Genomic DNA, 26,052 nt, shown 5'->3' on the forward strand with positions numbered 1-26,052 from the left:
CTGAGTCGCTCATGTTCGCCTGCTCAGCCCTTGCCCAGCGGCGGCTTGCCGAACAGAGTCGATGCGTTGCTGATAGGCCCCAGCTCCGCGCTCGCCGCTTGCAGCGCCGGCGCCAGTTCATGCGTGCGCTCGCCGGTGAGGCGCGTGCGCGGCCCCGCGATGCTGATGACGCCGATGGCCGCCTTGCGGTGGAACACCGGCACGGCCATGGCCGACATGCCCGGTGCAAACACTTCGTCGATCATCGCGTAGCCGCGTACCCGCGCCGCGTGCAGGAAGCCGAGCAGCGCCTTGATGGTGGTGGGCGCCTTGGGCCCGTATTGCGCCGGTGTGCCGAAGCCCTGTTTGCTGACGAGTTCCAGCGCGCGCTCATCGCTCAGCGTCATCAGCCACGCATGCCCGGACGAGGTGCATGACAGGCGCACGTCCATGCCCATGTCCGGGTCGTAGCGCAAGCCCGACTGCCGCTGGCCCTGCGCCTTGGCCACAAAGGTGAGGCGGTCTTCGTCGACGATGGACAGGCGCACCAGCTCGCCTGATGTTTGCGCCAGCCGTTCCAGCAGCGGCTCAGCGATGTTGACGATGCCGGCGCTGCTAAGGAAGCCCAATCCCAGCGACACCACTTTGGTCGTGAGCACGTACTCGCCCTGCTTGCGGGCCTGGCGCACATAGCCCAGGCGCTGCAGGTCCGCCAGCACGCGGTGGCAAGCGCTCAGCGGTAGGTTCAGCTCCGTCGCGATCAGCGACAGCGGCGAGCCTTGCGGGTAGTGCGCAAGGTGCTCCAGCACGGTGAAGCCGCGGTCCAGGGCATTGCTCATATCGTCATATGAAAAAAGTTTCCAGTTTGGAAAGATTGTGGCACGACGGGGCAAGAATCGGTTCGCGTCCATGAAAGGTCTCCGTGAGGAATCCCATGCAATCGAAAGTGATTTACGTCCTGAACGGGCCCAACCTCAACCTGCTAGGCGTGCGTGAGCCGCATCTCTACGGCTCCACGACGCTGGCGCAGGTAGAACAACTATGCCGCCGTGTCGCGGACGAGCTGGGTTTTACGTGCGAGTTCCGCCAGACCAACCATGAGGGCATGATGGTCGACTGGGTGCAGGAAGCCCGCGAGAAGGCCGCCGCCCTTGTCATTAACCCGGCCGGGCTGTCGTTCCGTTCCATCCCGGTGCTGGACGCTCTCAAGACGCTGGACCAGCCGATTGCCGAAGTGCATGTCACCAACATCCACCGGCGCGATGCGCTGTACCAGAACTCGCTTGTGTCGCTGGTGGCCACGGGCGTCATCTGCGGCTTTGGCCCGTTCGGCTACGAGTTGGCGCTGCGGGCGCTCGCGCAGCGCCTGACCTTTGCATAGAGCCACGTAGAGCCCGATTGCCCCACCCGGAATTTCCACGCAATTTCCATTTCATCCAAATACATCAAAGGAGACAAGCCATGAACCATTCCATCCAACTTCCGATAGCCCGGCGTACGCTGCTTGGCGCGGGCGCCACCCTGGCCGCCACCGCCGCACTGCGGGCCTGGGCCCAGACTCCCGCCACCATTCGCTTCGCTGCCGTGTTCTCCGACAAAGACATTCGCGCCGAGATGATGAACCAGTTCGCCAAGGATGTCGCCGCCGACTTCAAGGTCGAAATGCACCTGAACTCCACGCTTTTCCGCCAGGGCACCGAGCTGGTCGCGCTGCAGCGCGACAACCTGGAGGTGGGCAACATCGCGCCGCAGGACATCTCAAAGCAGGTGCCGGCCTGGTCCATCCTGACCTCGGCCTACCTGTTCCGCGACGCCAACCACCTCAACACCTTTTTCGCCAGCGAGCAGGGTGCACAGATGAAGAAGATGGTGGAAGACCAGCTGAAGGTGAAAATCCTCGGCCCGACCTTTTTCGGCACGCGACACGTCGGCCTGAAGGGCAAGAAGAAGATCAACACGCCCGCCGACCTGGCCGGTGTGAAGCTGCGCATGCCTCCCGGCGACGCCTGGCAACTGCTGGGCCGCTCGCTCGGCGCCAACCCCACGCCCATGGCCTACGCGGAGACCTACACCGGCTTGCAAACCGGCGCCATCGACGGCCAGGACAATCCCTTGCCCAACGTGCAGAACATGAAGTTCAACGAAGTGCTGGGCCAGCTGGTGCTGACCTCGCACCTGGTGGGCTTTGACGTGCTCACCGTCAACCTCAAGACCTGGGCCGGCATGTCGCCGGCAAAGCAGCGCGCCTTCCAGGCCGCGGCCGACAAGGCCATCGCCTGGAGCACGGCCGAGCACCAGAAGCGCGAGGCCGAGCTGGCGGAGAGCTTCCGCAAGGGCGGGCTCGACGTCTACGTTCCCAACATCGCCGCCTTCCGCGAGTATGCGCAGAAGGTCTACCTGGCGTCCGACGAAGCCAAGGCCTGGCCTGCCGGCATGTTGGCGCAGATCAACGCCATGAAGTGACCCGCGGCCCATGCTGACCCGAGTGTTGAAAACGCTGCACCGCTTCGCCGAAGCGGTGGCCGCCGGCCTGCTGGCCGTGATCTTCGTCGCCTTCCTGGTGCAGATCGTCATGCGCTACCTGTTCAATTGGCCGGTGGGCTGGACCGCCGAGCTGTCGCTGGTGTGCTGGCTGTGGCTGGTGCTGTGGGGCGCGGCCTTTGTGCTGAAGGACGACGAGGAGATCCGCATCGACATGATCAGCTCGCGCGGGAGTTATCGCACGCGCCGGGTGGTCGGCGGTGTCGTGGCCATCGCCATCATCGTGCTGTTCGGCATGTCGCTGCCCGGCGCGTGGAGCTATGTCACCTTCATGAAGGTCGAGAAGAGTTCCTACCTCGGCGTCCGCATGGACGTCACCTATTCCATCTACATTGTCTTCGTCGTGGCGGTCATCCTCCGCGCGGTGCGCCAGCTGATACACGGGCCCGACAAAACCACTCGCGACATGCCGTCCTCAGCGTCCGCCCTATGAACCTCACAAGTCCCTTTTCGCTGGCGATCATCGCCATCGTCGGCCTGAGCCTGCTCGGCGCGCCCATCGGCCTGGCCATGATTGCCGGCTCTGTGCTCTACCTCTACATGAAAGGCATGGACGTGGGCGCCGCCGCCGAGCAACTGCTCAACGGCACCTATTCCAGCTTCCTGCTGCTGGCTATTCCGCTGTTCATCCTGGCTGCTACGTTCATGAGTACGGGCAGCGTGATGGACAGGTTGCTGCGCTTTTGTAACGCCATCGTCGGCCGCTTCCCGGGCGGCCTGGCGCAGGTCAACGTGCTGCAGAGCGTGGTCTTCGCCAGCATGTCGGGTTCGGCCCTGGCGGACGCCGCCGGCTCGGGCAAGGTCATGCAGGTGATGATGACGCGCGAGGGCAAGTACACGCCGGGCTTCGCCGCGGCGCTGAGCGCCGTGTCGTCGGTGATAGGGCCGATACTGCCGCCATCCATCCCCATGGTGCTGTATGCGCTGGTGTCAGGCACCTCCATCGGTTACCTGTTCATCGGCGGCGTGCTGCCCGGCCTGCTGCTGGGCGTGGTGCAAATGGTGCTGATCTGGTTCCAGGCCAAGCGGCGCGGTTTCCCGGTGGAAGAGAGGGTGCCGCTGTCCGAGATGCCGCGCATCACCAAGGAGGCCTTTCCCGCGCTGATGCTGCCGGTGATCCTGCTGGGTTGCCTGTACAGCGGCATCACCACGCCGACCGAGGCGGCGGGTGTCGCGGCCGCCTACGCGCTGCTGATCTCCGCCGGCCTGTACCGCAGCATGGGCTGGCCTGACATCTACGATTCGCTGCTGTCCAGCGCGAAGATGAGCATCTCCATCGGCATGCTGATCGCCGGCGCGCTGGTGTTCAACTACGTCATCACCTCGGAGAACATCCCCACCCACCTGAGCGGCATGCTCAAAGGCATGGAAATGACACCTCTCACCTTCCTGCTGCTTGTCAATGTCATCCTGCTGTTGCTGGGGGCCTTTCTGGAAGGCTCGACCATCATTCTGATCATCCTGCCGGTGCTGCTGCCCACCGCGGTGGCACTGGGCATTGACCCGGTGCACTTCGGCGTCATGGCCGTGCTCAACATCATGATCGGGCTGGTAACGCCACCGTATGGGCTGCTGCTGTTCATGATGATGAAGATCGCCGACGTCTCCTTCTCCGAACTGATGGCGGAGGTCTGGCCCTACCTGCTCGTCATGCTCGGCGCATTGGCGCTGGTGACCTTCTGGCCGGGCATGGTGCTGTGGTTGCCGCGTATGGCGGGCTATACGGGGTGAGTCGGCGCCCAAATTGAGGCTTCAGCGCGGCTCAACACGTTTGGCCTCACGCCACGCCAGAGAAAACCAGGAACTTATCCACACCGTGAGCACCTTCTGCTCACAAAGAGTGTGAGTCCATATTCGATGGAAAACTCGGGTCAGACTTCAGTGCAATTCAACAGTGGCATCTATTGTCCGTCGCTTGTTTTCGACGATTCGGCTTCCTCAGAAACCGTTTTTGGGTAAAGCCGCCCTTAAGGTGTCTCTTCGACGACACGTTTGGGCAGAGCTTCCAAAATCTCGCTTGGCGCCACGTTTCCGCCGACCTCCCCCGTAAAGCCGATCTTTATATTAATAAGTACTCTTATTTTGTTTTTTAAGATGTGAAAGGATACAAGTAACAATCGGCAGAAGTTACAGTTTTCTTACTTCCGAGCCCCTAAGATCGCTCTCCATGCAGGGTTGCCACTCACTGTTGGGTGAAAATAGTTATTAAAAACAAGTACTTGGGAGTGGGAGCATTTTTAGCGCAGCTTCGTCAGACCGGTCGACTTCGTCGCTGGTGCTGCATCCAATCATCCGTTCTGGGTTTTCCCTGGACCGACTCGCTGTCGCGGTTGGCTTGTGGGCGCTTACCGCCGGTATTCATGCCCAACCCGACCCGCGCATTGGCGTTCAGGAGCAGCGCCGCGCGCAGGAGCGGGAGAAGGCCTTGCGGGAACAGCTTGAAACCGCGCCCGATGTGCGCCTGCGCGCCGGGCCCGAACCCGGGCAAGCCCGGCTGCCTGTTTCAGAATCGCCATGTTTTGAGATCCGCACGATCACCCTGCATGGCGAAGGTGACGCTGCGCAACGCTTTGACTGGTTGCTTGCCGCCACCTCCGGCGCCGATGCCAGCGACTCACCTTTGGGACGCTGTCTGGGCGAGCAAAGCATTGCTTTGCTCATCAAGCGTGCGCAAAACGCTTGGACGGCCCGAGGCTTTGTCACCTCACGCATCCTGGCCGAGCCGCAAGACCTCAAAAGCGGCAGCCTCACGCTGACCGTGCTTCCGGGCAGCATTCGTGCCATACGTTTTGCCCAGGGGACCAAACCCGGCACCCGGCCGAACAGCACCGCACCGGCGGAGCCCGGTGCTGTTCTGAACCTGCGCGATGTCGAGCAGGCGCTGGAAAATCTCAAGCGCGTTCCAACCGCCGAGGCCGATATCCAGATCGAGCCGGCCGAACTGCCGGGTCAGAGCGATCTGGTGGTCAGTTACAAGCAGGCCTTTCCACTGCGGCTTTCACTGTCGGCGGACGACAGCGGCGCCAAAAGCACCGGCAGCTACCAGGGCGGCCTGGCCCTGTCCTGGGACAATCCTTTGAGCCTGAACGATCTGCTGTACCTGTCGTTCAACGGTGACCAGGGCGGCGGTGAGGAAGGCGAGCGCGGCACCCGGGGGCGCACGGTGCATTACTCGGTACCCATGGGCTACTGGCTGCTTGGCGCCACCGCCAGCAAGAACCGCTATTGGCAATCTGTTACCGGCTTGAACCAGAGTTATATCTACCGCGGCACCAGCAGCAACGCCGAGCTCAAACTCTCGCGGCTGGTCTACCGGGACGCGGCGCGCAAGACCACGCTGTCCCTCGGCGCCTTCTACCGCAGTTCAAACAACTACATCGACGACACCGAAATTGAAGTTCAGCGACGCAGGGTCGGCGGCTGGCACGCCGCACTGAACCATCGCGAATTCATTGGCCAGTCCACGCTGGATACCACCCTCGCCTATAAGCGCGGCACTGGCGCCTTCAATTCTCTACCTGCGCCGGAAGAAGCGTTTGGCGAAGGTACATCGCGCTTCAGACTGGTCACGCTGGATGTCAATCTGAGCTTGCCGTTTAAAGCAGCAGGCCAAAAGCTCCGGTACAACGCCGGCGTCCGCGCTCAAGCCAACCGCAGCCCCTTGAGCCCGCAAGACCGCTTTGCCATAGGTGGGCGTTACACCGTGCGCGGCTTTGACGGTGAATCCAGCTTGATGGCCGAACGCGGCTGGTTGCTGCGCAACGACCTGGGCGTGGCATTGGGCAACAGCGGACAGGAACTGTATGCCGGGCTGGACCACGGCGAGGTCAGCGGCCCGTCGGCCGAGTTCCTGGCCGGCCGGCGCCTGACCGGTGTCGTGCTGGGTCTGCGCGGAAGCTACAAGGCCATGAGTTACGACGTCTTTATCGGTCGCCCGCTTGAGAAGCCCGAGGGTTTCGTCACAGCCAACGCTACTGCTGGCATCAGCCTGAACTACAGCTTTTGATTTTGATTAAGAGATCTTTGAGAAGAACCGCACCACCATGAACAAGAACCTGTACCGCATCGTCTTCAACCATGCACGCGGCATGCGCATGGCTGTGCAGGAAACCGCCAGCAGCTGCGGCAAGGCCACCGGATCCACACAGTCGCCTGCTGCGCAACGGCCCGACTCGTTGAGCGGCGCAACTTGCTTCAACTTCAGGGCGCTCAGTGTCGCCGTGTTCTGCGCCCTGGGCGGCTTCTCGCAGTGGCTCCCGGTCGCGCAGGCTCAGGTAGCTGCAGATCCCAGCGCCCCCGGCAGCCAGCGCCCGACCATCCTCGTGGCCCCCAATGGTGTGCCGGTGCAGAACATCACCACGCCTTCGGCTGCCGGTGTGTCAATCAACCAATTGATTTTGTTCAACGTCGGGCCCAACGGCGTCATTCTTAACAACAGCCGCACCAACGTGCAGAGCCAACTGGGCGGCTGGGTACAGGGCAACCCGTGGCTGGCCACCGGCTCTGCCGCCAAAATCGTCAACCAGATCAATTCCAGCCACCCCAGCTACATCAACGGCTATATCGAGGTGGCCGGCCAGCGCGCAGAAGTGATCATTGCCAACCCGTCGGGCATCAATGTCAATGGCGGCGGTTTCATCAACGCCAGCCGCGCTACGCTCACCACCGGAACGCCCATCATCAATGGCGGCAACCTCGAAGGTTATGTGGTCCAGAAAGGCCTGGTCAACATCAGCGGGGCCGGTCTGGACGCCAGCCGGACGGACTTCACCGGCATCATCGCGCGCGCGGCTGAGGTCAACGCCGGCATCTGGGCCAACGAGCTCAAGGTCACCACTGGCGCCAGTACGGTGGATGAGGCTCAGACCACCGCCACACCGATCGCAGGTAGCGGTGCTGCGCCTGCATTTGCACTCGACGTTGCGCTGCTCGGTGGCATGTATGCGGGCAAGATCACGCTGGTGGGCACCGAAGCAGGTGTGGGCGTGCGCAACGCCGGCAACATTGGTGCGACTGCCGGCAACGTAGTGGTAACAGTTGACGGCATGCTACAAAACACGGGCCGTATCGCCGGCTCGGCTGCCACCCGGCTGGACGCCAGCGGCGGCATCAGCAACGCGGCCAGCGGCACCATCTATTCCACCGGCGACACCAGCCTGAGCACGCGTGGCAACATCAGCAATGCTGGCCTGGTTGCGGCACAGGGCAACACTACCCTGGCAGCCACAGGCGCGGCCAGTGAAGTCAGCAGCACGGCGGGTTCGGTACTGGCAGCGGGCTTGCGGGAAGACGGTACCCTGGTTGCTGCTACCGGCGGCACCGGCGCGTTGAGCGTCAGCGCCACACAAACGATTGCGGCCCTCGGTCAAAACCTTTCTACGGGCGCGCAGAGCCTGAACGCCGGAAGCATCAATCTGGCGGGCAGCCAGAACAGCGCAGACAGCCTGAACCTGGCAGCCGGTGCAGGCGGTATTGACGCCAGCTCGGCCGTCATGGCCGTCACCCAGGGCTTGACCATCAGCACCCCTGGCCTGCTGCGCACCGACGCAGCCAAGGTGTCTGCAGGTCAGCTTACTGTGGGCGCCAGTGCCCTCAGCAATGTCGCCGGCGAAATCGTGCAGAACGATGGCAACGGCACAGGTACCGCCAACTTCACCATCGCCGGTCAGTTGAACAACACGCTGGGCCTCATCTCTGCAACCGGCACCTTGAACATCAAAGACCCGAATGCAGGCAACGACCCTGCCGTCAACGCCCCCGGCAAGACACTGGCCATCACCAACACCGGCGGCACCCTGATCGCCGGCCAAGCGCTGGTCATTGATGCCGCCAGCCTGAGCAGCGACGGCAAGGTTTTAAGCCAGGGCAGCCTCAACACCAAGCTGCTGGGCAACCATACCCACACCGCCGCAGCGCAATTTCAGGCTACCGGCAATGCGTCGCTGGAGACCACAGGCACGCTGACCAACCAGGGGCAACTGCTCGCGGGCCAGGGGCTGACGCTGAAGGCCGCCAGCCTGGACAACCAGGCCGGTGCAGAAATCCGCGGAACCGCAGTCAAGCTCGTCGCCACCGATGCCAACACATTGACCAACCGCGGCCTGATTGATGGCGTGGAAACGGTGATTGAAACCGTAACCCTCAACAACCTGGGCACCGGCCGCATTTACGGCGACCACGTCGCCATTGGTGCAACCACGCTCAACAACATCGCCGAAGGCGGGGTTGCCCCGGTAATCGCTGCTAGAAACCGCCTCGACATAGGTGCCACCACCATCAACAACGCAGAGCACGCCCTGCTGTTCAGCGGCGGAGATATGGCCATAGGCGACAGCCTGGATGGCGCCAAGCAGGCAACAGGGCAAGCCACCACCCTCAATAACGGCAGTGCCACCATTGAAGCGCTGGGCAACCTGACGATCAACGCCGCCCAGATCAACAACACCAACAATCACTTCAGCACACAGGTGGTGCCGGTGTCCAGTTCGGTGATCACCGAGTTTCAGGGCAGCGGCTCCGGCACCCGTTTCCTGGCGGGCACCCCCGGATTGACGACTTACGACGACGAGTCACTGCACCTGGCCACGCCCGATGGCGGTCGCTATGAAGCCTGGTCGATGTACCAGTACAACCGAAGCATCTCGGAGACCGTGGTCGCAGCGTCGGACCCGGGGCAGATCCTCTCGGGAGGCAGCATGACGATCAACGCCGCCAACGTCTTCAACGACAAAAGCCGCATCATCGCCGGCGGCACATTGACTGGCAACATAGGCACGCTGACCAACACTGAGGTGGCCGGTCAGCGCGTCATCACCGACGCTGGAATGGTCTATCACTACTGGAGAAACCACCGAAGTGGCCGCGACGACACCGGCACCGCCTCCGCCGGCTACAACCCGGGGAGTGCCGTGCAAGGCATCAACCTGACCCCCACGGTCTACCTGCAAAACACCGCGCCCGCTGGAACAGGCACCAGCATCAATGCCCGCACACTGGTCTCGCTTGGGCAAGGCGCCAGCGTGGCCACCAACAATCCCAACACCGCCGTACCCAACAACAGCCTGTTTCGCATCAACCCCAACGCCGCAGGCAACTTCCTGATCGAGACCGACCCACGCTTTGCCAACTACCGCCTGTGGCTCAGCAGCGACTACATGCTGCAGCAACTGGGCCTGGATCCCACCCTTACCCAAAAGCGCCTGGGCGACGGCTTTTATGAACAAAAGCTCATCCGCGAGCAGGTGGCTGAACTCACAGGCCGGCGTTTCCTCGACGGCTACCAGAGCGACGAAGCCCAATACCAGGCGTTGATGAACAACAGCGTGACCTTTGCCCAGCAGTACAGCCTGCGCCCCGGCATTGCCCTGAGTGCCGCGCAGATGGCGCAACTGACCAGCGACATCGTCTGGCTGGTCGAACGAGAAGTCACCCTGGCCGATGGCACTAAAGTCAAAGCTCTGGTGCCCCAGCTGTATGTCAAGGTCAAAGACGGCGACCTCACCGGCGACGGCGCCCTGATCTCGGCCGGCGCCACCAACCTCAACCTGAGTGGCGATGTGCTGAACAGCGGCACCATCGCAGGCCGAACCGCTGTCGTCCTCAACGCCCAGAACGTACAAAATCTTGCCGGCCGCATCCGCGGCGCCAGTGTGGCGGTAGCGGCCACCAACGACCTGAACAACATCGGCGGGCAAATCATCGCCGCAGATACGCTGACGGCAACGGCAGGGCGCGACCTCAATGTGGCCAGCACCACCAGCACCCAGACCGGCGGCACCGGCAACCGCACCAACATAGACCGCGTGGCCGGCCTGTACGTGACCAACCCCGGCGGCACCCTGGTTGCCAGCGCCGGGCGCGACATCAACCTCATCGCCGCCGAGCTGATCAACAACGCCCCCACCGCAGCCGGCCAGCCCGCAGGCAGCACCCTGATCGCCGCCGGGCGCGACCTCAACCTGGGCACAGTGACAGAGGCCAGCAACAACACCATCATCTGGAACTCCAACAACAACCGCAAGGACAGCCAGAGCGCCGAAGTGGGCACCGTCATTCAAGGCAATGGCAGCGTCAGGCTTGCCGCGGGGACAGACCTCAACGCCCGGGCTGCAACGGTGCAAGCAGGTGCGGCCCTGGTGGCCACCGCAGGCAATAACATTAATATCACGGCCGGGCAGAGCAGCCAGAGCGTGGACGAGAACCACCAGTACACCAGCAAGGGGCTCTTCTCCAAAAAGACCACCACGACGGGCCAGACGTTGGACCGCACCGACATGCAGGCCAGCAACTTCTCCGGTGGCAGCGTCACGATAGGCGCGGGCGTGGATGTGAACGTGCAAGCGAGCAACCTGAACGCAGCCAACGCCCTGACGATTGCAGCGGGCAGAGACGTCAACCTCACCGAGGGGCACAACACCCTGGCTGTGAGCCAGTTCAGCGAGACCCGAAAAAACTCCACCGGGCTGGGCAAGGTCGTTGGCGGAACACTCATGGCCACCGGTGCCGTGACGTTTGGCGCCGCCGTGCTTACCAAGAGCAGCAGCGAGCAACAAGCAAAAATGACCAGCAGCACAGCAGTGGGCAGTACGCTCAGCGCCGGCAGCATCGCCAGCAGCAGCGGGCGCGACACCACGCTGCGCGCCGCCACGCTGGTGGCCGATGGCGACATTGCCATCGCAGCTGCGCGAGACCTGAGCATCGTCAGCGCGCAAAACAATCAGACCTTTGAAACCGCGTCTTCCACAAAAAAATCCGGCATGGTCGGCACCATCCTTCAGCCGGCGCTGGGCACCCTCCAGAAAAGCCAGGACGAAACCGGCAAGAGCACCAGCCAGGTGGGCTCCACCGTCGCCAGCCTGGGCGGCAACGTCGATCTGCGCGCCGGGCAAACCTACACCCAAACCGCCAGCCAGGTTCTGGCCCTCGCCCAGCCCGGCACAGGCGGGGCTGGCAACGTCGGCAACATCGACATTGAGGCCAGGAACGTCCTGATCAAAGAGGCCTACAACACCGGCAGCTCTGTTGCCACCGAAAAAACCAGCCAGCAATCGATCGGCGGTAGCGTCTCCATCCCCATCGTGGATGCCATCAAAAGCCTGAATAGCGTCGCCAAGTCTTCCAGCCAGACAGAAGACCCCCGCATGAAAGCCCTGGCCGCAGCAACGATGGCCATGCAGGCAAAAGCCGCAGCAGACATGGCGACGGCAGCAGCAGCGGGCAACCTGGGTGGCTTCAAAGTTAGTGTCAGCATCTCCAGCACCAAAACCCAGAGCACCAGCGAGCAAAGCTACAGCCAGGCCCAGGGCAGCACCGTGGGCGCCGGCGGCAATGTCACCATCAACGCCAGCGGCCAGCCCAGCCAGGGCCAGGGCAACATCACCATCATCGGCAGCGACATCAGCGCAGGCCAAAACGTCGACATCAACGCCGAAGGCCAGCTGGACATACTTGCCGCCAAAAGCGCAAGCGCCCAGCACAGCACCAACAGCTCCCAGGGCACCAGCGTAGGCATAGGCTTTGCCGTGGGCGGTGCACAAAACGGCTTCACCCTGGAGCTGGCCGCCAGCAAAGCCCGCGGCAATGCCGATGGCAATGACACCGGCTACACCAACAGCCACATCACCGGCGGCAGCAGTGCCGGCGACACCGTCACCCTCAAAAGCGGGAGCGACACCATCCTCAAAGGCGCAGTGATTGCCGCTGACACCGTCAAAGCCGAGGTAGGCGGCAACCTGAACATCGAAAGCCTGCAGGACAGCGCCACCTTCGACGCCAAACAAAACAACTCCGGCTTTAGTTTGAGCCTGTGCATACCGCCCTTCTGCTACGGCACCAGCACAGGCAGCGTCAGCGCCGGCAAAAGCAAGATCGGCAGCGACTTCCAAAGCGTTGCCGAGCAAAGCGGCATCAAGGCAGGAGACGGAGGCTTCCAGGTCGACGTAGCAGGCAACACCGCCTTGAAAGGCAGCGTGATTGCCAGTACAGACTACGCCGTCGATACCGGCGCCAACAGCTTCACCACCGGTGGCGCCTTGAGCATCAGCGACATCCAGAACCAGGCCGCCTACAAAGGCAGCGCCTACAGCGTGACCGTGGGCAGCAGCGCCGGCACCAGCAGCGCCGGCATCGGCAAAGACAAGGCGGATGTCAGCAGCACCAGCAGCAGCGGTATCTCGGGCATTGCAGGTAATACCGCTGTCAGAAGTACCGATGCCGAGACGGGTATCAAACCCATCTTTGATGCGGCCAAAGTCCAAAACGAAATCAATGCGCAGGTGGCAATAACGCAGGCCTTCAGCAGGGAAGCGCCCAAGGCGGTGGCCGACTTTGCAGCCAAGCAGGGCAAAGACCTCAAAGAGCAAGCCAAAGCAGAGCAGGATGCAGGAAAGAAAGCCGCACTGCTGGCCGAAGCATCCAAGTGGGAAGAAGGTGGTATCTACCGCATTGCCCTGCACACGGCGGCAGGCGCGCTGAGCGGTGGCCTGAGCGGGGCGGCAGGCGCGGCAGCCAGCGCCAGCGCGGCCAACCTGATGAACGACTTCCAGGACGGCGTTCAGCAGGGCTTGCAGAACGCAGGTTTGAGTGAAGGGGCAGCGAAGACCATTGCGCAAGGGGTTGCTGGTTTGACAGCTGCGGGGGTGGGTGCGGCCTTCGGTAGTGCGCAGGGGGCCGCTACTGCTTTTACTGTGGATGCCAATAATCGGCAGTTGCATCCCAATGAGCGAAGCCTGATCGAAAAGTTGGCTAAAGATAAGGCGAAGCAGGAGTGTCGTGGCAACTCAGCATGCGAAATATCCAGTGCCGTCAAGTGGACTGATTTGATGGAGCGTGCGGCCGAAGGTCAAACCGATTCCCGCGAATACGACAAAAACCTTCACTACCTCACTGCGTTGGCTCAAACTGCAGCGCAGCCTGGCAGCGAAGGAGCTTTGGGAGGTGTTGAAAAATATCTGAACGACCTTAAAACAGCACAGCTTTTGCTTGCGCCCTACACAGGGCAGCCCATAAGCGTGAACGGCCAAATCATGACCGCAAACGGGGCGCAACAAACCTACTTCAGCGCAACGGCCGAGCAGCGTGCTAACCCTTACGCCAACACATTCTTGGGCCAGCTACCCAGCTCTATAGCTGCGGGCATGGATCAACGCGACCAGACGCGACTGGAGCAACTGATTGCGCTGAACGGCGCGGCGACACCCAGCTACCCTGTCGAAGAATTCGTACTCGGCGGGGCGATCGGTAGCCGCGCGCTAACCACGCTCGGTCGGGCTTTGGGTGAAGTAGATGTATTTCTAGCTGGCCGTGCGACCGCATCCAGTGGGGGTAACATCAGCACAAAACAAATCACAGAAGAAGCATTGCCCGTGCGCTTGAGCGCAGTGGAGCAAGCCACTCTGCGCCAGCTTGACAGCTTACCTAACACCAACGCACAAGGTCTATTGCGCGAGTACATTGCGGACAGCTACTTCGCTCGAAACGGCTTTACGCAGTTAGAAGGAAAGTGCGGCAGTGGCAATTGCTTTGACGGGGTATATGTCAAAGGCGACAAGGTCTACATCAATGAGGTTAAGCCGCTCAATGCGAATGGGTCGATTAAATTGAGTGGACCGTCGGGAAGTATGGATACGCAGATGACGGACGACTGGATTAAGAGCGCGATAGCAAGACTAGAAAACGGAACCGCTCAACAGAAGGTAGTCGCAGCCAAAATTCAAACTTCTTTCAACGATCAAACCTTGGTAAAGGTTGTTACCGGCGTCAATGCCAATGGCATGACCATCGTGAAGCTAAGGTGAAATTCCTCATGCTCAAAAATGCCAACGAAAATGCACAAAATCTTGCCGAGATCTCTAAAGAAAGAATGCCGGGGTTAATCAACAAAATCAGGTTTCGCATCAAACCGATCGACTTGCGCGCTTGTTATAGCTCGCTAAGTCACGATCATCTAAGAATTGGCATCTTCGATTACTTTGTGGAGGGCAATTTGCAAAGTTTCAAGCAGCATATGCATGTCGCTTGCAAGCTAGAGTTGGCTGCGATTGCCTTGGATAGYTATCAAAAATTTTCGATTGGCAAAGAAATCTACTATGCGCTCTTGTCCGACAATCCGAAAATCATCGATGCCATGGCAAGCCTGGAACCTCCGGACTTCATGAGGAATCGAAGCAATCCACTTAATTCACACTTCAAAGTACACATGTGGCAGCTAGCCATTTTGGGTGACTACGAAGCCTTGCAAGCCAAAGTAGAGAAACTTGTCAAGCATGGTCGCAAAATTGATCGGCAGTTCGCTACCGACGGCGGGGATTTCTTTTCGTTGTTGATGCGGCGCGATAAAAATGGGCTTGAAAACCTAATTTTGCGAGACGCAGTTAAGCAAACAGGTGATCCTTTGGTAGAGGACTTGATAGCTGAGATGAGCACCTACTGCGCCAAACTCTGCTGGCTCAAAGGAATTCCCGTGCAGATCGACTGCCCGCTCGTACCTATGGAACTCATGCCCAACCAGCCACTGGAGCACTACGACGATGTGTACGACTTTCTCCAGCCCGGGTGGATTCCGCCACCACAGGGGGTGATGGCAAAGATTTCACATTGGATTCATAAATAAACCAACCGACACTCAAGCGGAGCGCATCCTCTGCATGCAGTGAATACGAAGGAGAATAAAGCGGCGAACGACACCGAAATCTACGGTTCAGCTGTCTTCGTAGCCGTTGTCCTGAGTGCTCTTGGTGAAGGTATTGCACGATGGGGGCTGTGAGTCTCTCTGGCAGCAAAAGTGCCGCCAGCAGGAACTAGTCCGCCGCCCTGTCTTACAGGCCCCTTAGTGCATTTCCGTACACAAAATCTGGTCCTGGCCCTTATGCTACTTGCGTAAGCAGCTATGAATTTAATAGCGAATCACAGGCCACATCTTCCGCCTCGTTGTGCCTGCAACAAAGTCATCGCCCCAGCTCCGCAGGACAGCCAGCGAGACATTCCCGTCGCCAAAAACTCCACGCGCAGCACGGCAACAACGGCTTCCCGCGGAGCCATGCCGAGCAATATTCACATATTGCGCCGGTACTGCCCGCCCACCTCAAACAGCGCGTGGGTGATCTGCCCCAACGAGCAGACCCGCACGGCTTCCATCAGCACCTCGAAGACGTTGAGGTTTTCGATCACGGCCTGCTGCAGGCGTTTGAGCATGGCGGGTGATTCGGTCGCGTGGCGGCGGTGGAAGTCGTCCAGGCGCTTGAGCTGGCTTTGTTTTTCTTCTTCGGTGGAGCGCGCGAGTTCCAGCTTGTCCTGCACCGCATCGCCGTGCGGGTTGCGGAAGGTGTTCACACCGATGATGGGCAGCTCGCCGGTGTGTTTGAGCATCTCGTAGTGCATGGACTCGTCCTGGATGCGGCCGCGCTGGTAACCGGTTTCCATCGCGCCCAGCACGCCGCCGCGTTCGGCGATGCGTTCGAACTCCAGCAGCACGGCTTCTTCGAGCAGCTCGGTGAGCTCCTCGATGATGAAAGCGCCCTGTGAAGGATTTTCATTCTTGGCCAGGCCCCATTCGCGGTTGATGATGAGCTGGATGGCCATGGCGCGGCGCACCGATTCTTCGGTGGGCGTGGTGATGGCTTCGTCAAACGCGTTGGTGTGCAGCGAGTTGCAGTTGTCGTAGATGGCGATCAGCGCCTGCAGCGTGGTGCGTATGTCGTTGAACTGGATTTCCTGCGCGTGCAGGCTGCGGCCCGAGGTCTGGATATGGTATTTCAGCTTCTGGCTGCGTTCGTTGGCGCCGTATTTTTCTTTCATGGCCACGGCCCAGATTCGGCGCGCGACGCGGCCCATCACGGTGTATTCCGGGTCCATGCCGTTGCTGAAGAAGAAGCTGAGGTTGGGCGCAAAGTCGTCGATGTGCATGCCGCGCGCGAGGTAGGCTTCAACAAAGGTGAAACCGTTGGACAGCGTGAAGGCCAGCTGGCTGATCGGGTTGGCGCCAGCTTCGGCGATGTGGTAACCGCTGATGGAGACGCTGTAGAAGTTGCGCACCCGGTTGTGCACAAAGTACTGGGCGATGTCGCCCATGACTTTCAGGCTGAATTCGGTCGAGAAGATGCAGGTATTCTGGCCCTGGTCTTCTTTCAGGATGTCTGCCTGCACCGTGCCGCGCACGTTTTCTTGCACCCATTCGCGAATCTTGGCAGCCTCGGTCGCCGTCGGGTCGCGGCCGTTGTCTTTTTTGAACTTGTCGAGGTTCTGGTCGATGGCCGTGTTCATGAACATGGCCAGAATCGTCGGCGCCGGGCCGTTGATGGTCATCGAGACCGAGGTCGAGGGGTTGCACAAGTCAAAGCCGTCGTACAGCACCTTCATGTCGTCCAGCGTGGCGATGGAGACGCCTGAGTTGCCGACCTTGCCGTAGATGTCGGGCCGCAGCGCCGGGTCGTTGCCGTAGAGCGTGACCGAATCAAACGCAGTGGACAGGCGCTTGGCGGTCATGCCTTCGCTGAGCAGCTTGAAGCGGGTGTTGGTGCGGAAAGGATCTCCTTCGCCGGCGAACATGCGGGTCGGGTCCTCGCCCTCGCGCTTGAAAGCAAAGGTGCCGGCGGTGTAGGGGTAGCTGCCGGGTACGTTGTCCAGCATCAGCCATTTGAGGATTTCGCCGTGGTCTTCGTACTGCGGCAAGGCCACCTTGCGAATGGTGGTTCCTGAGAGGGATTTGGTGGTCAGCGCGGTACGGATTTCCTTGTCGCGAATTTTCACCACGTATTCGTCGCCGGCGTAAGCAGTCTGCATGTCGGGCCATTGGGCGAGCAGGGCGCGCGCGTCGGCATCAATGCGGGCCTTGCGGTGGCCGGCCAGGTCCAGCGCGGCTTCGGCGGCGGGCGCGCGGTCGGGCTTGTCGATCTTGAGCATGGCGGCGGCGGCTTTGAGTTGCTGCACCTCGCGCGCCAGCTGAGCCTGCGCGCGGGCGCGCTTTTTGTAGCCGCGCACCGTGTCGCTGATCTCGGCCAGGTAGCGCGTACGCGCGGCCGGCACCACAGGCGTCTGATTGGTGCTGTGGCGGACCTCTGCGGCGGGCAGCATGCCAGCCTCAAGCGCCAGGCCCAGCGCGGCCAGGCGTGGTTTGAGCGCCTGGTAGAGCGCGGTCACGCCGTCGTCGTTGAAGCGCGCGGCCATGGTGCCGAACACCGGCATCTTGTCGGCCGGCGTGCCCCAGGCTTCCCTGTTGCGCTGCACCTGTTTGGAGACGTCGCGCAAGGCATCGAGTGAGCCCTTGCGGTCGAACTTGTTGATGGCGACGAACTCGGCGAAGTCCAGCATGTCGATTTTTTCGAGCTGGCTGGCTGCGCCGAACTCGGGCGTCATCACGTACATGGGCACGTCCACATGCGGCACGATGGCGGCGTCGCCCTGGCCTATGCCGGAAGTTTCGACCACGATCAGGTCAAAGCCTGCACATTTGCAGGCGGCGATCACGTCGGGCAGCGCTTGGCTGATTTCAGAGCCGAAGTCGCGTGTGGCCAGCGAGCGCATGAACACGCGTTGTCCGCTGTCGGCGTTCTTCTGACCAGCCAGGGGAACAGTCCAGGGATTGATGGCGTTCATGCGGATGCGGTCACCCAGCAGCGCGCCACCACTCTTGCGGCGTGATGGATCAATGCTGATGACTGCCACGCGCAATTTGTCGTTCTGGTCCAGGCGCAGGCGGCGTATCAACTCGTCGGTCAATGAAGACTTGCCGGCGCCGCCAGTGCCCGTAATCCCCAGCACAGGGATCTTGCAGGTGGAGGCCTGCGTGCGGACTTTGTCCACCAGTGCCGCGTCGGCCTTGCCATTCTCCAGCGCCGTGATCAACTGCGCCAGCGCCCGCCAGTTCATCTCTCCGTGGCCTTCAATGGCCGTGACGTTCTTGGGCGCGAAACTGGTCAGGTCTTTGTCGCAGCGCATGACCATCTCGCCGATCATGCCGGCCAGGCCCATCTTCTGGCCGTCTTCGGGGCTGTAGATGCGGGTGACGCCGTAAGCATGCAGCTCGCGGATTTCGGGCGGCACGATGACGCCGCCGCCCCCGCCGAACACCTGGATGTGTTCGCCGCCGCGGCTTTTGAGCAGGTCGACCATGTACTTGAAGTACTCGACATGCCCGCCCTGGTAGGAGCTGATGGCGATGCCTTGCGCGTCCTCCTGCAGGGCGGCTGTGACCACTTCGTCCACGCTGCGGTTGTGGCCCAGGTGGATGACCTCCGCGCCCATGCTCTGCAGGATGCGCCGCATGATGTTGATGGCGGCATCATGACCGTCAAAGAGGCTGGCCGCCGTGATGAAGCGCACTTTGTGAGTGGGGCGGTAGCTGGCGAGCGCTTTGTATTCAGCGGACATGTCGGTCATGGTTGTCTCCGGGCGGCGGTTGGACCGTCGATCTGTGATCTGTTTGATTGACGTTTACGTAAACGTCAATCTTAGCCGGTAAGCCGGCGCCGATCAAGTGTGCGCCGTGTAGCGGTGCGAGCAAAAAAAAAGGGACGCGGAGCGCCCCTCTTTGCCAAAGCCTGGTACCCAATGGCTTCCGGCCTGTTTACCCGTACAGGTATTTAGGCAGCCAGAGCGTCAACCCGGGCCAGATGTACATGAACACCATGCACAGGATCACGATCAGCATGTAGGGCATCATGCCGGCGAAGATCTGGTTGATGGTCACATGCGGTGGCGACACCCCCTTCAGGTAGAAAGCCGACATCGCCACGGGCGGCGACAGGAAGGCCGCTTGCAGGTTCACGAAAACCAGCACGCCCCAAAGAATCGGATCGATCTGGAAATGCTGCAGCAGCGGCAGGAAGATGGGCACGAAGATCACGATGATCTCGGTCCACTCCAGTGGCCATCCCAGGACGAAGATGATGGCCTGCGACAGCAGCAGGAACTGCAGTGGTGTCAGATTCATCGACATCACCCATTCCTCGACGACGCGCTGGCCGCCCAGCAGAGCGAAAACCGCGGAGAAGAGTGCTGAACCCACAAACAGCCAGCACACCATGGAGGTCGTCTTGCAGGTCAGGAACACCGCCTCCTTGATTTTCTGAAAGTCCAGCGTGCCGGCATGCCAAGCCATAAGAAAGGCGCCGGCCGCGCCAACGGCCGCCGATTCGGTTGCGGTTGTGATGCCGAACAGGATGACCCCCAGCACGACGATGGTCAGCAGCGCGAGCGGCATGACCGAGCTCACCAGCATCCGCAGGATCTCGAACTGCTCGGCGTCGAAGCGCCGGTAGTACCACAGCAGCAGTCCCGCCATCAGCACGCAGGCGATGGCAAAGCCCGTGTAGAAGGACTCGGGCACGGGTGCGGTCTGTGGCCCCGAACCCGAGGGCTCGCCGATTTCCTGCAGTGGTGCGTCGGCGGTGGTTGCTGCTGTCGATGGCTTCGCATCTTCCGATCCCGGCGGCGCCTGCAAGCCGCCGGCTTCGGCCGGCTCCTTGGCCGTGTCGCCGGGTTCTTTCAGCCCTTCTTCCGCAGGTGGTTCCTGGACTCCGCCGGTGACTGCGGGCCCCTGCAGGCCTCCGCCTGTCGGCGCTGCGGCCTTGGCGGCGCGTGCCGCCGCCACCTGGGCGATGTTGTCGGCCTGCGAATGGATGACCACATACCACCAGGTGCCGCCCAGAGTCGCCAGCGCGAACACCACCGGCACCAGGGCAGTGCCCAAGCTGCGCAACAGGAAGCCGCGGCTGACTTGGGCGCCCGCCTGCAGCGCCTTGCCCGGAGCCGCGATGGCCATGGCCAGCGCCTGCAGCGCCCTGCGTGAATAGGCGGCGGTCACCTGCTGCAGCCAGAGTGGCACCGGCGCGCGGTTCTGCTCCGGCGGCAGCTTGGGCGCGATCTTGGGGTTGAGCATGACCCAGCCGACGATGTAGACCAGGTAGAGCAGGGCCAGGAAGAAGCCGGGGAACATGGCCGCCGCGTAGAGCTTGACCACGGACTGGCCGGCGACGGCGGCGTAGACGATGATCATCACCGAGGGCGGGATCAGGATGCCCAGCGTGCCGCCGGCGGTGATCACGCCGGCCGCCAGTCGCGTGTCGTAGCCGGCGTTGAGCATGGGCCGCATGGCGATCACGCCCATCAGCACCACCACAGCGCCCACCAGGCCACTGGCGATGCCCCAGAACGTGCAGATGATCAGGGTGGTGACCGCCAGTGAGCCGGGCACGCTGCGGAACGCCAGCTGCACACTATGGAACATCTTGTCCACCAGCGCGCCGCGCTCCATCACATAGCCCATCAGCACAAACAGCGGAATCGATAACAGGGTCTCGTTAGTCATCGCTCCAAAAGCGCGCTGGACCATCAGGTCGAAGATCCTGTTTTCCCAAAAATGGGTGGACGGATCGTAGAAGGCCACGAAGCCGAACGCCATGCCCAGGCCCATCAGTGTGAATGCGGTGGGAAAGCCCATCATGATGACGACCACGATCAGACCGAGCATGGTCATGCCGAGTACTGCGTTGCTCACTTGGAGACCTCCGCCCTGTGGGCTGCGGTGCCAAGAATCTTCGGAACGGCCGGGCGATTCATGTTCAACCTTTCAGGCCGGCGGATTTTTCGATGGCCAGCCGCTTGGCTTCTTCATCGACAAACTCGCTGCCGGCCAGCTGCTGCGCGACCACATCGGATTCCTGGGCGTCCTTGAGCCGAGGTGTCCAGATGCCGGTGCGGATGCAAACGACGCAGCGCAGGATCTCGGACAGCCCCTGCATCAGCACAATGGTGCCAGCCACCGGGATCACAAACTTGAACGGATACAGCGGGATTGGGGTGGCGTTGAAGGTTTGTTCGCGCATCGCCAGTGACTCATTGAAGTATGTCCAGCCGGCCCAGGTCAGCGCCATAATCCCGGGCAGGAAGAAGACGATGTACAGGACCAGGTCCAGCCAGGCCTGCGTGCGGGGCTTCAAGTTGCCGTAGAAGAAGTCGCCGCGCACATGGCCGTCATGCGCCAGCGTGTAGGCGCCCCCCAGCATGAACAGCGTGCCATACAGCATGTTATTGACGTCGAAGATCCATGCGGTGGGCGCGTTGAGCGCGTAACGCTTGAAAACTTCAGCGCAAACGACCACCATGAGGATCACGATGAGCCAGGCGGCGGCCTTCCCGACCCAGGTGCTGATGTGGTCAGCCGTGTGAAGGATTTTTTGTGTATTCATTTTGAACCGGTGTTCCCATCAAAAAGGCCAGCCATCCAGGGTTGGACGGCTGGCCGGCTTCGCCGGGGCTCGCAGGCTCAGGCTTTCTTCTTGCCGAAGGAGTGGTTGTAGGCCATCTTGAAATCGACCATGTAGTCGTTCTGCCAGGGGATTGTGCGTGCGGCGTAGGCTTTCTGCGAGTCGATCACCTTCTTGAACAGCGGGTTGGCCTTGGCTTTGTCCTCGATGATCTTGTCCCAGGCTTCCAGCTGTGCCTTGAGCACGGCGTCGGGCGTCTTGTAGAACTTGATGCCCTGCTTTTTCATCTCGGCGTAGTCGGTGGAGTTACGGTCGATGGCCTTCCAGCTCATGTCGGCGCTGGCCGCCTGCACGCCATAGTCGATGATCGCCTTGAGTTCGGCCGGCAGCGCGTTGTACTTGCCTTTGTTGAACAGGATCTCGAATTGCTCCCCGCTCTGGTGAAAGCTCTGCAGCATGCAGTTTTTGACCACGTCTGGGAAACCCAGAACGCGGTCGGAGCTGGCGTTGTTGAACTCGGCCGCGTCGATCAGGCCGCGGTCCAGTGCCGGCACGATCTCACCACCGGGCAACGGGTTCACGGAGGTGCCCATCGCGGTGAAGATGTCGACCGACAGGCCGACCGTGCGGAACTTCAGACCCTTCATGTCACCCACCTTGGCGATCGGCTTCTTGAACCAGCCCAGCGGCTGCGTAGGCATGGGGCCGTAGAGGTATGACACCACATCCATGTTGATCGACTTGTAGATTTCTTCCAGCAGCGCTTTGCCGCCGCCATAGTTGTGCCAGGACAGGACCATGTTCGGGTCCATGCCGAAGGCCGGGCCGGAGCCCCACAGGGCCAGGGCGTTGTTCTTGCCATAGTGATAAGCCACCACGCCGTGTCCACCGTCAAGGGTTCCCTTATTCACAGCTTCCAGTAGCTGAAAAGCCGGCACCACGGCGCCGGATGGAAGCACCTCGATCTTCAGTCGGCCCCCGGCCATGTCATTGACCTTCTTCGCGAAATCGTTGGCGTATTCATGGAAGATGTCCTTGGCCGGCCAGGTGCTCTGGAAGCGAAAGGACGTTGTCTGCGCCATGGCGACCATGGGGGCGGACAGGGCGCCGGCGGCAATCGCGGCGCCTTTCAGCAGGCCGCGCCTGCGGGGGCTTTTGCTCTCGGTCATGACTTGTCTCCTGTTGTTTCGAAAAATATAAGAGGACTCATCATTCCGTCTTGCCCATTCCTTACAAAGAGGGTTTCCACCAACGCTACAGGTTGTTGCCCCTTCTCAGGGTGAAACTGTTTGTGCGTGACCGACAGGAGCCCGCGAGGAGCTCAGGTGACTTTCAGCCCCCTGAGGGCCGGATCGCCCGGCGGAAAGCGTAGCTTCAGTTCCAGCAACCGGGCCCGGACGAGGGTGGCGATCATCAGGTTGCGATGCGTCTTGGAGTCAGCCGGCACCACGGTCCAGGGTGCCCAAGGAGTGCTGGTGGCCTGAAGCAGTGCTTCGTAAGCCTTTTGGTACTGCTTCCACTGTTTGCGAACCTCCAGGTCGCCCGCGCTGAATTTCCAGTGTTTGGCGGGGTCATCTAGTCGCTCCTGCAGCCGTTGCTTTTGCTCATCGGGACTGATATGCAACATGAACTTGAGGATCACCGTACCGGTTTCCGAGAGCATGCGTTCGAAGTCGTTGATGTGCCGGAACCGCTGTGCTGTTTGTGCCGGTGTGATCCATCCGTTGACGGGCGGCAGCAACACATCTTCGTAATGGCTGCGGTTGAAAATCGCGATCTCCCCCGTGCCCGGCATCTGTTGATGGATTCGCCACAGGTAGTCATGCGCCCGCTCGTCTTCCGTCGGCGCCTTCCAGCTGACCGTCCGTACGCCCAGCGGGCTGATGCGCCCAAAGACACCGCGCAATGTTCCGTCCTTGCCTGAGGTGTCCGTTCCCTGCAGGACCACAAGAAGTTTGTAGCGTTTGTCCGCGTAAAACAGGTTTTGCAATCCGTCAATCTCCGTGGCCAGTGCTTCGACGGCAGCTTTATCGCGTAGCTTGTCGCCCGTCGAGAACGGCTTGGCGGCCGGGTCAAGGCTGGCAAGAGAAAACCCCTTGGGCTTCGACGGAGAGGGTTGCCAGGGGGCTACGGTTTTGGCCAGAGCCTTGAAGCTTGCCTTGCCAGGCTGTACCTTTTGTGGAGAAGGTGTGTCGGCGTTGCGGGGCATCGGGGTCTCCTGCAGTTCATGGGTAGGGTGATTGTGCATGTCACACCTGCGCCAGGGATGCGCGGCCTGCCTATGCCCTCACTGTCTGGCGTGTGGTTGCAGGGGGATAAACTTGATCTGCTGGTTTCGGGTCGCTGTCATGCGGTGCATGCATGCCCGATATGCCTGTTGATCAACACCCCGAACTGAGAGGCCCTGTGATGAAAAAAAACACTTCTGCAAATGGTTCCGCGCAACCTGGTGTCCAGACTGCTTCCGGCTATGCCGGCGATATTTCTGCACAGCTGGCTTTTGAATGGATGCAGTCGGGCGAAGCCGTGCTGGTGGATGTACGAACTGACGCCGAACGTGAATGGGTGGGTTATGTACCCGGCTCTGTCCCCCTGGCCTGGAAGCAATGGCCGGGCATGGCAATGAACGCAGGATTCGATGAGGGGCTGAAAGCTGCCGTGCCCGCCGGCAAGAAGGCAGTGCTGTTGTGCCGCAGCGGCGTGCGTTCGGTCGCGGCGGCCAAACGCGCGACCGAGCTGGGCGTCGAGGCTTACAACATCCTCGAAGGTTTTGAAGGCGATGCTGATGACCAGGGGCAGCGCGGCCGCAAGGGAGGCTGGCGTTTTCGGGGCTTGCCCTGGAAGCAGGGCTGAAATTCCGGTAAAACCCTGAATTGAAGCAGTCCTGTGCGTACCTTTGGTAACTTGTATATGTAAGTGAATGGCGCATTTATTTCACAAAAATGAAGTGAATAGTTCGCATGACTTTGTCTGAAGTTTGATGTATGGGGGTGCCCCCTGTTAGTTCTGACAGGGGGTAAGGCGTATCAATTTGTTTGAGCGCTTTCAATGGGGTTCCTCTTTTTAACGGAGTCCCCATGCAAGTACTCGAACGCAAACTTTCCCCTGACACCGCACACTTTTCCAACCCTGCCCTTGGGGCCCAGCTGTGCCAGCGAATATCCCGCGACTTCACGCCGCGCTGGAACCACCAGTGGAGCGGAAAGTTCATGCTTCATGGCAAAACACCGGACTCCAATGCCATCCGGCTGGACGGCAACGACTACCTCAGCGTCACGGGCCATCCGCACATCGTTCACGCGCAGGTGGAAGCCTTGCGCAAGGAGCAGGAGTTTGTGGTGCAGTCCGGTGTCTTCCACCTGAATCAGCATCCCACACACACGCTGGAGCTGGCACTGGCATCCTGGGTGGGCAAGGACGACGGCTTCATTTGCCAATCGGGTTATGCGGCCAATGTCGGCCTGCTGCAGGCGATTGCCGATGCGCAGACCCCTGTATACCTTGATACGCTGGCCCATGCATCGTTGTGGGAAGGCGCCCATGCGGCGCGCGCCCCGGCTTTCGCTTTTCGCCACAATGATCCGGTTCATCTCGCCCGGATGATCGCCAGGAACGGCCCGGGCATCGTGGTGGTCGATTCCGTGTACAGCACCACGGGTGCCATCTGCCCCCTGGGGGAAATTGTCGATGTGGCCGAGCAGCACGGCTGCATGATCCTGGTGGATGAATCGCACTCGCTGGGCACACACGGCCCGGAAGGTGCGGGGCTGTGCGCCGAGTTGGGCCTCACCAGCCGCGTGCACTTCATCACCGCCAGCCTTGCCAAGGCTTTTGCGGGCCGGGCCGGCTTTTTTACCGCGCCGGCGCACATGCGCTATTACATTCTCTGTTCAAGCTTTCCCAATATCTTCAGCTCCAGCCTGCTGCCGCACGAGATTGCCGGCCTTGCAGCCACGCTGGAGGTGATCCGCAACAGCGACGATGCGCGCGCAAGGCTTCACGCCCACACGCGCAGGTTGCGGTCTGCCTTGAGCGAGCTGGGCTATCCCATCCACCAGGGCAGCCAGCAGATCATTGCGCTGGAGGTTGGACTGGAATCCGACACCATGGTGTTGCGGGACCGGCTGGAGGAGCGCAACGTGTTTTCGTCGATGTTCTGCGCGCCGGCCACCAGCAGCAAACGCGCGATGATGAGGTTAACCCTGAATGCCGGGCTGATGGATTCCGAACTGGACCATGTGGAAGCGGTCGCACGCGAGATCGCGCCGATCGTGAAGCCATGGGACTGGCCGATTGCACGGCGCGCCCGGGCCGGCCAGGAGGCATGATG

The 26,052-nt window shown here is 61.1% G+C and carries 15 protein-coding genes; 9 read left to right on the plus strand and 6 right to left on the minus strand.

All coding sequences use genetic code 11. The features are described from left to right. Positions 1 to 23 precede the first annotated feature (23 nt). Positions 24 to 818 carry an IclR family transcriptional regulator gene (locus tag AC1D13_RS11820; RefSeq protein WP_477666512.1) on the minus strand — a complete coding sequence of 265 codons (795 nt, stop codon included), beginning with the start codon at positions 816 to 818 and terminating at the stop codon, positions 24 to 26. A 95-nt stretch (positions 819 to 913) separates the two neighbouring features. Here AC1D13_RS11820 and AC1D13_RS11825 point away from each other — a divergent pair, with 95 nt between their 5' ends. From AC1D13_RS11825 to AC1D13_RS11855, 7 genes are all read left to right on the plus strand, one after another. Next, complete coding sequence (locus tag AC1D13_RS11825; protein ID WP_477666513.1) at positions 914 to 1,360, plus strand: type II 3-dehydroquinate dehydratase; 447 nt, start codon at positions 914 to 916, stop codon at positions 1,358 to 1,360. Positions 1,361 to 1,440: 80 nt separating this feature from the next. Next, a complete protein-coding gene (dctP, locus tag AC1D13_RS11830) occupies positions 1,441 to 2,442 on the plus strand; it encodes a TRAP transporter substrate-binding protein DctP (protein ID WP_477666514.1) in 1,002 nt (333 codons plus the stop codon). Between the two features lie 10 nt (positions 2,443 to 2,452). Then, a complete protein-coding gene (locus AC1D13_RS11835; protein WP_477666515.1) occupies positions 2,453 to 2,953 on the plus strand; it encodes a TRAP transporter small permease in 501 nt (166 codons plus the stop codon). Further along, complete coding sequence (locus AC1D13_RS11840) at positions 2,950 to 4,251, plus strand: TRAP transporter large permease (protein WP_477666516.1); 1,302 nt, start codon at positions 2,950 to 2,952, stop codon at positions 4,249 to 4,251. The genes AC1D13_RS11835 and AC1D13_RS11840 overlap by 4 nt, the downstream gene beginning before the upstream one ends. Positions 4,252 to 4,855: 604 nt before the next feature. Further along, positions 4,856 to 6,526 carry a ShlB/FhaC/HecB family hemolysin secretion/activation protein gene (locus AC1D13_RS11845; RefSeq protein ID WP_477689575.1) on the plus strand — a complete coding sequence of 557 codons (1,671 nt, stop codon included), beginning with the start codon at positions 4,856 to 4,858 and terminating at the stop codon, positions 6,524 to 6,526. 37 nt (positions 6,527 to 6,563) lie between these two features. Beyond that, on the plus strand, positions 6,564 to 14,315 hold the full coding sequence (locus AC1D13_RS11850) for a hemagglutinin repeat-containing protein (protein ID WP_477689576.1): 7,752 nt from the start codon (positions 6,564 to 6,566) through the stop codon (positions 14,313 to 14,315). 8 nt (positions 14,316 to 14,323) lie between these two features. After that, positions 14,324 to 15,130: an immunity 49 family protein gene (locus AC1D13_RS11855; protein WP_477689577.1), complete on the plus strand. Its 807-nt coding sequence runs from the start codon at positions 14,324 to 14,326 to the stop codon at positions 15,128 to 15,130. Positions 15,131 to 15,570: 440 nt separating this feature from the next. On the opposite strand, the gene icmF is transcribed toward AC1D13_RS11855, so the two are convergent. From icmF to AC1D13_RS11880, 5 genes are all read right to left on the minus strand, one after another. Continuing rightward, complete coding sequence (icmF, locus tag AC1D13_RS11860) at positions 15,571 to 18,894, minus strand: fused isobutyryl-CoA mutase/GTPase IcmF (RefSeq protein ID WP_477689578.1); 3,324 nt, start codon at positions 18,892 to 18,894, stop codon at positions 15,571 to 15,573. A gap of 187 nt (positions 18,895 to 19,081) precedes the next feature. After that, the gene (locus tag AC1D13_RS11865; RefSeq protein ID WP_477689579.1) at positions 19,082 to 21,013 is read right to left on the minus strand and encodes a TRAP transporter large permease; all 1,932 of its coding nucleotides are present in this window, start codon (positions 21,011 to 21,013) and stop codon (positions 19,082 to 19,084) included. 64 nt (positions 21,014 to 21,077) lie between these two features. Next, a complete protein-coding gene (locus tag AC1D13_RS11870) occupies positions 21,078 to 21,704 on the minus strand; it encodes a TRAP transporter small permease subunit (protein ID WP_457281277.1) in 627 nt (208 codons plus the stop codon). Positions 21,705 to 21,781: 77 nt separating this feature from the next. Further along, positions 21,782 to 22,891, minus strand: coding sequence for a TRAP transporter substrate-binding protein (locus tag AC1D13_RS11875; RefSeq protein WP_477666521.1), 1,110 nt, complete (start codon positions 22,889 to 22,891; stop codon positions 21,782 to 21,784). A gap of 152 nt (positions 22,892 to 23,043) precedes the next feature. After that, on the minus strand, positions 23,044 to 23,931 hold the full coding sequence (locus tag AC1D13_RS11880) for a PPK2 family polyphosphate kinase (RefSeq protein ID WP_477666522.1): 888 nt from the start codon (positions 23,929 to 23,931) through the stop codon (positions 23,044 to 23,046). 200 nt (positions 23,932 to 24,131) lie between these two features. On the opposite strand from AC1D13_RS11880, the gene AC1D13_RS11885 reads away from it, so the two are divergent. Together AC1D13_RS11885 and cqsA are read left to right on the plus strand one after the other, a co-directional pair. Further along, the gene (locus AC1D13_RS11885; RefSeq protein ID WP_477666523.1) at positions 24,132 to 24,575 is read left to right on the plus strand and encodes a rhodanese-like domain-containing protein; all 444 of its coding nucleotides are present in this window, start codon (positions 24,132 to 24,134) and stop codon (positions 24,573 to 24,575) included. Between the two features lie 224 nt (positions 24,576 to 24,799). Then, complete coding sequence (gene cqsA, locus AC1D13_RS11890) at positions 24,800 to 26,050, plus strand: alpha-hydroxyketone-type quorum-sensing autoinducer synthase (RefSeq protein WP_457281273.1); 1,251 nt, start codon at positions 24,800 to 24,802, stop codon at positions 26,048 to 26,050. The last annotated feature ends 2 nt before the right edge of the window (positions 26,051 to 26,052 follow it).

The sequence above is a fragment of the Polaromonas sp. P1_E12 genome (assembly GCF_056405975.1).

Excerpts from the sequence above, each read along its gene's own strand:
- icmF (WP_477689578.1), bottom strand. The coding sequence starts at position 18,894 with ATGACCGACATGTCCGCTGAATACAAAGCGCTCGCCAGCTACCGCCCC.
- AC1D13_RS11835 (WP_477666515.1), top strand. The coding sequence starts at position 2,453 with ATGCTGACCCGAGTGTTGAAAACGCTGCACCGCTTCGCCGAAGCGGTG.
- AC1D13_RS11875 (WP_477666521.1), bottom strand. The coding sequence starts at position 22,891 with ATGACCGAGAGCAAAAGCCCCCGCAGGCGCGGCCTGCTGAAAGGCGCC.
- AC1D13_RS11825 (WP_477666513.1), top strand. The coding sequence starts at position 914 with ATGCAATCGAAAGTGATTTACGTCCTGAACGGGCCCAACCTCAACCTG.
- AC1D13_RS11840 (WP_477666516.1), top strand. The coding sequence starts at position 2,950 with ATGAACCTCACAAGTCCCTTTTCGCTGGCGATCATCGCCATCGTCGGC.
- AC1D13_RS11885 (WP_477666523.1), top strand. The coding sequence starts at position 24,132 with ATGAAAAAAAACACTTCTGCAAATGGTTCCGCGCAACCTGGTGTCCAG.
- AC1D13_RS11870 (WP_457281277.1), bottom strand. The coding sequence starts at position 21,704 with ATGAATACACAAAAAATCCTTCACACGGCTGACCACATCAGCACCTGG.
- AC1D13_RS11820 (WP_477666512.1), bottom strand. The coding sequence starts at position 818 with ATGAGCAATGCCCTGGACCGCGGCTTCACCGTGCTGGAGCACCTTGCG.
- AC1D13_RS11850 (WP_477689576.1), top strand. The coding sequence starts at position 6,564 with ATGAACAAGAACCTGTACCGCATCGTCTTCAACCATGCACGCGGCATG.
- dctP (WP_477666514.1), top strand. The coding sequence starts at position 1,441 with ATGAACCATTCCATCCAACTTCCGATAGCCCGGCGTACGCTGCTTGGC.
- cqsA (WP_457281273.1), top strand. The coding sequence starts at position 24,800 with ATGCAAGTACTCGAACGCAAACTTTCCCCTGACACCGCACACTTTTCC.
- AC1D13_RS11880 (WP_477666522.1), bottom strand. The coding sequence starts at position 23,931 with ATGCCCCGCAACGCCGACACACCTTCTCCACAAAAGGTACAGCCTGGC.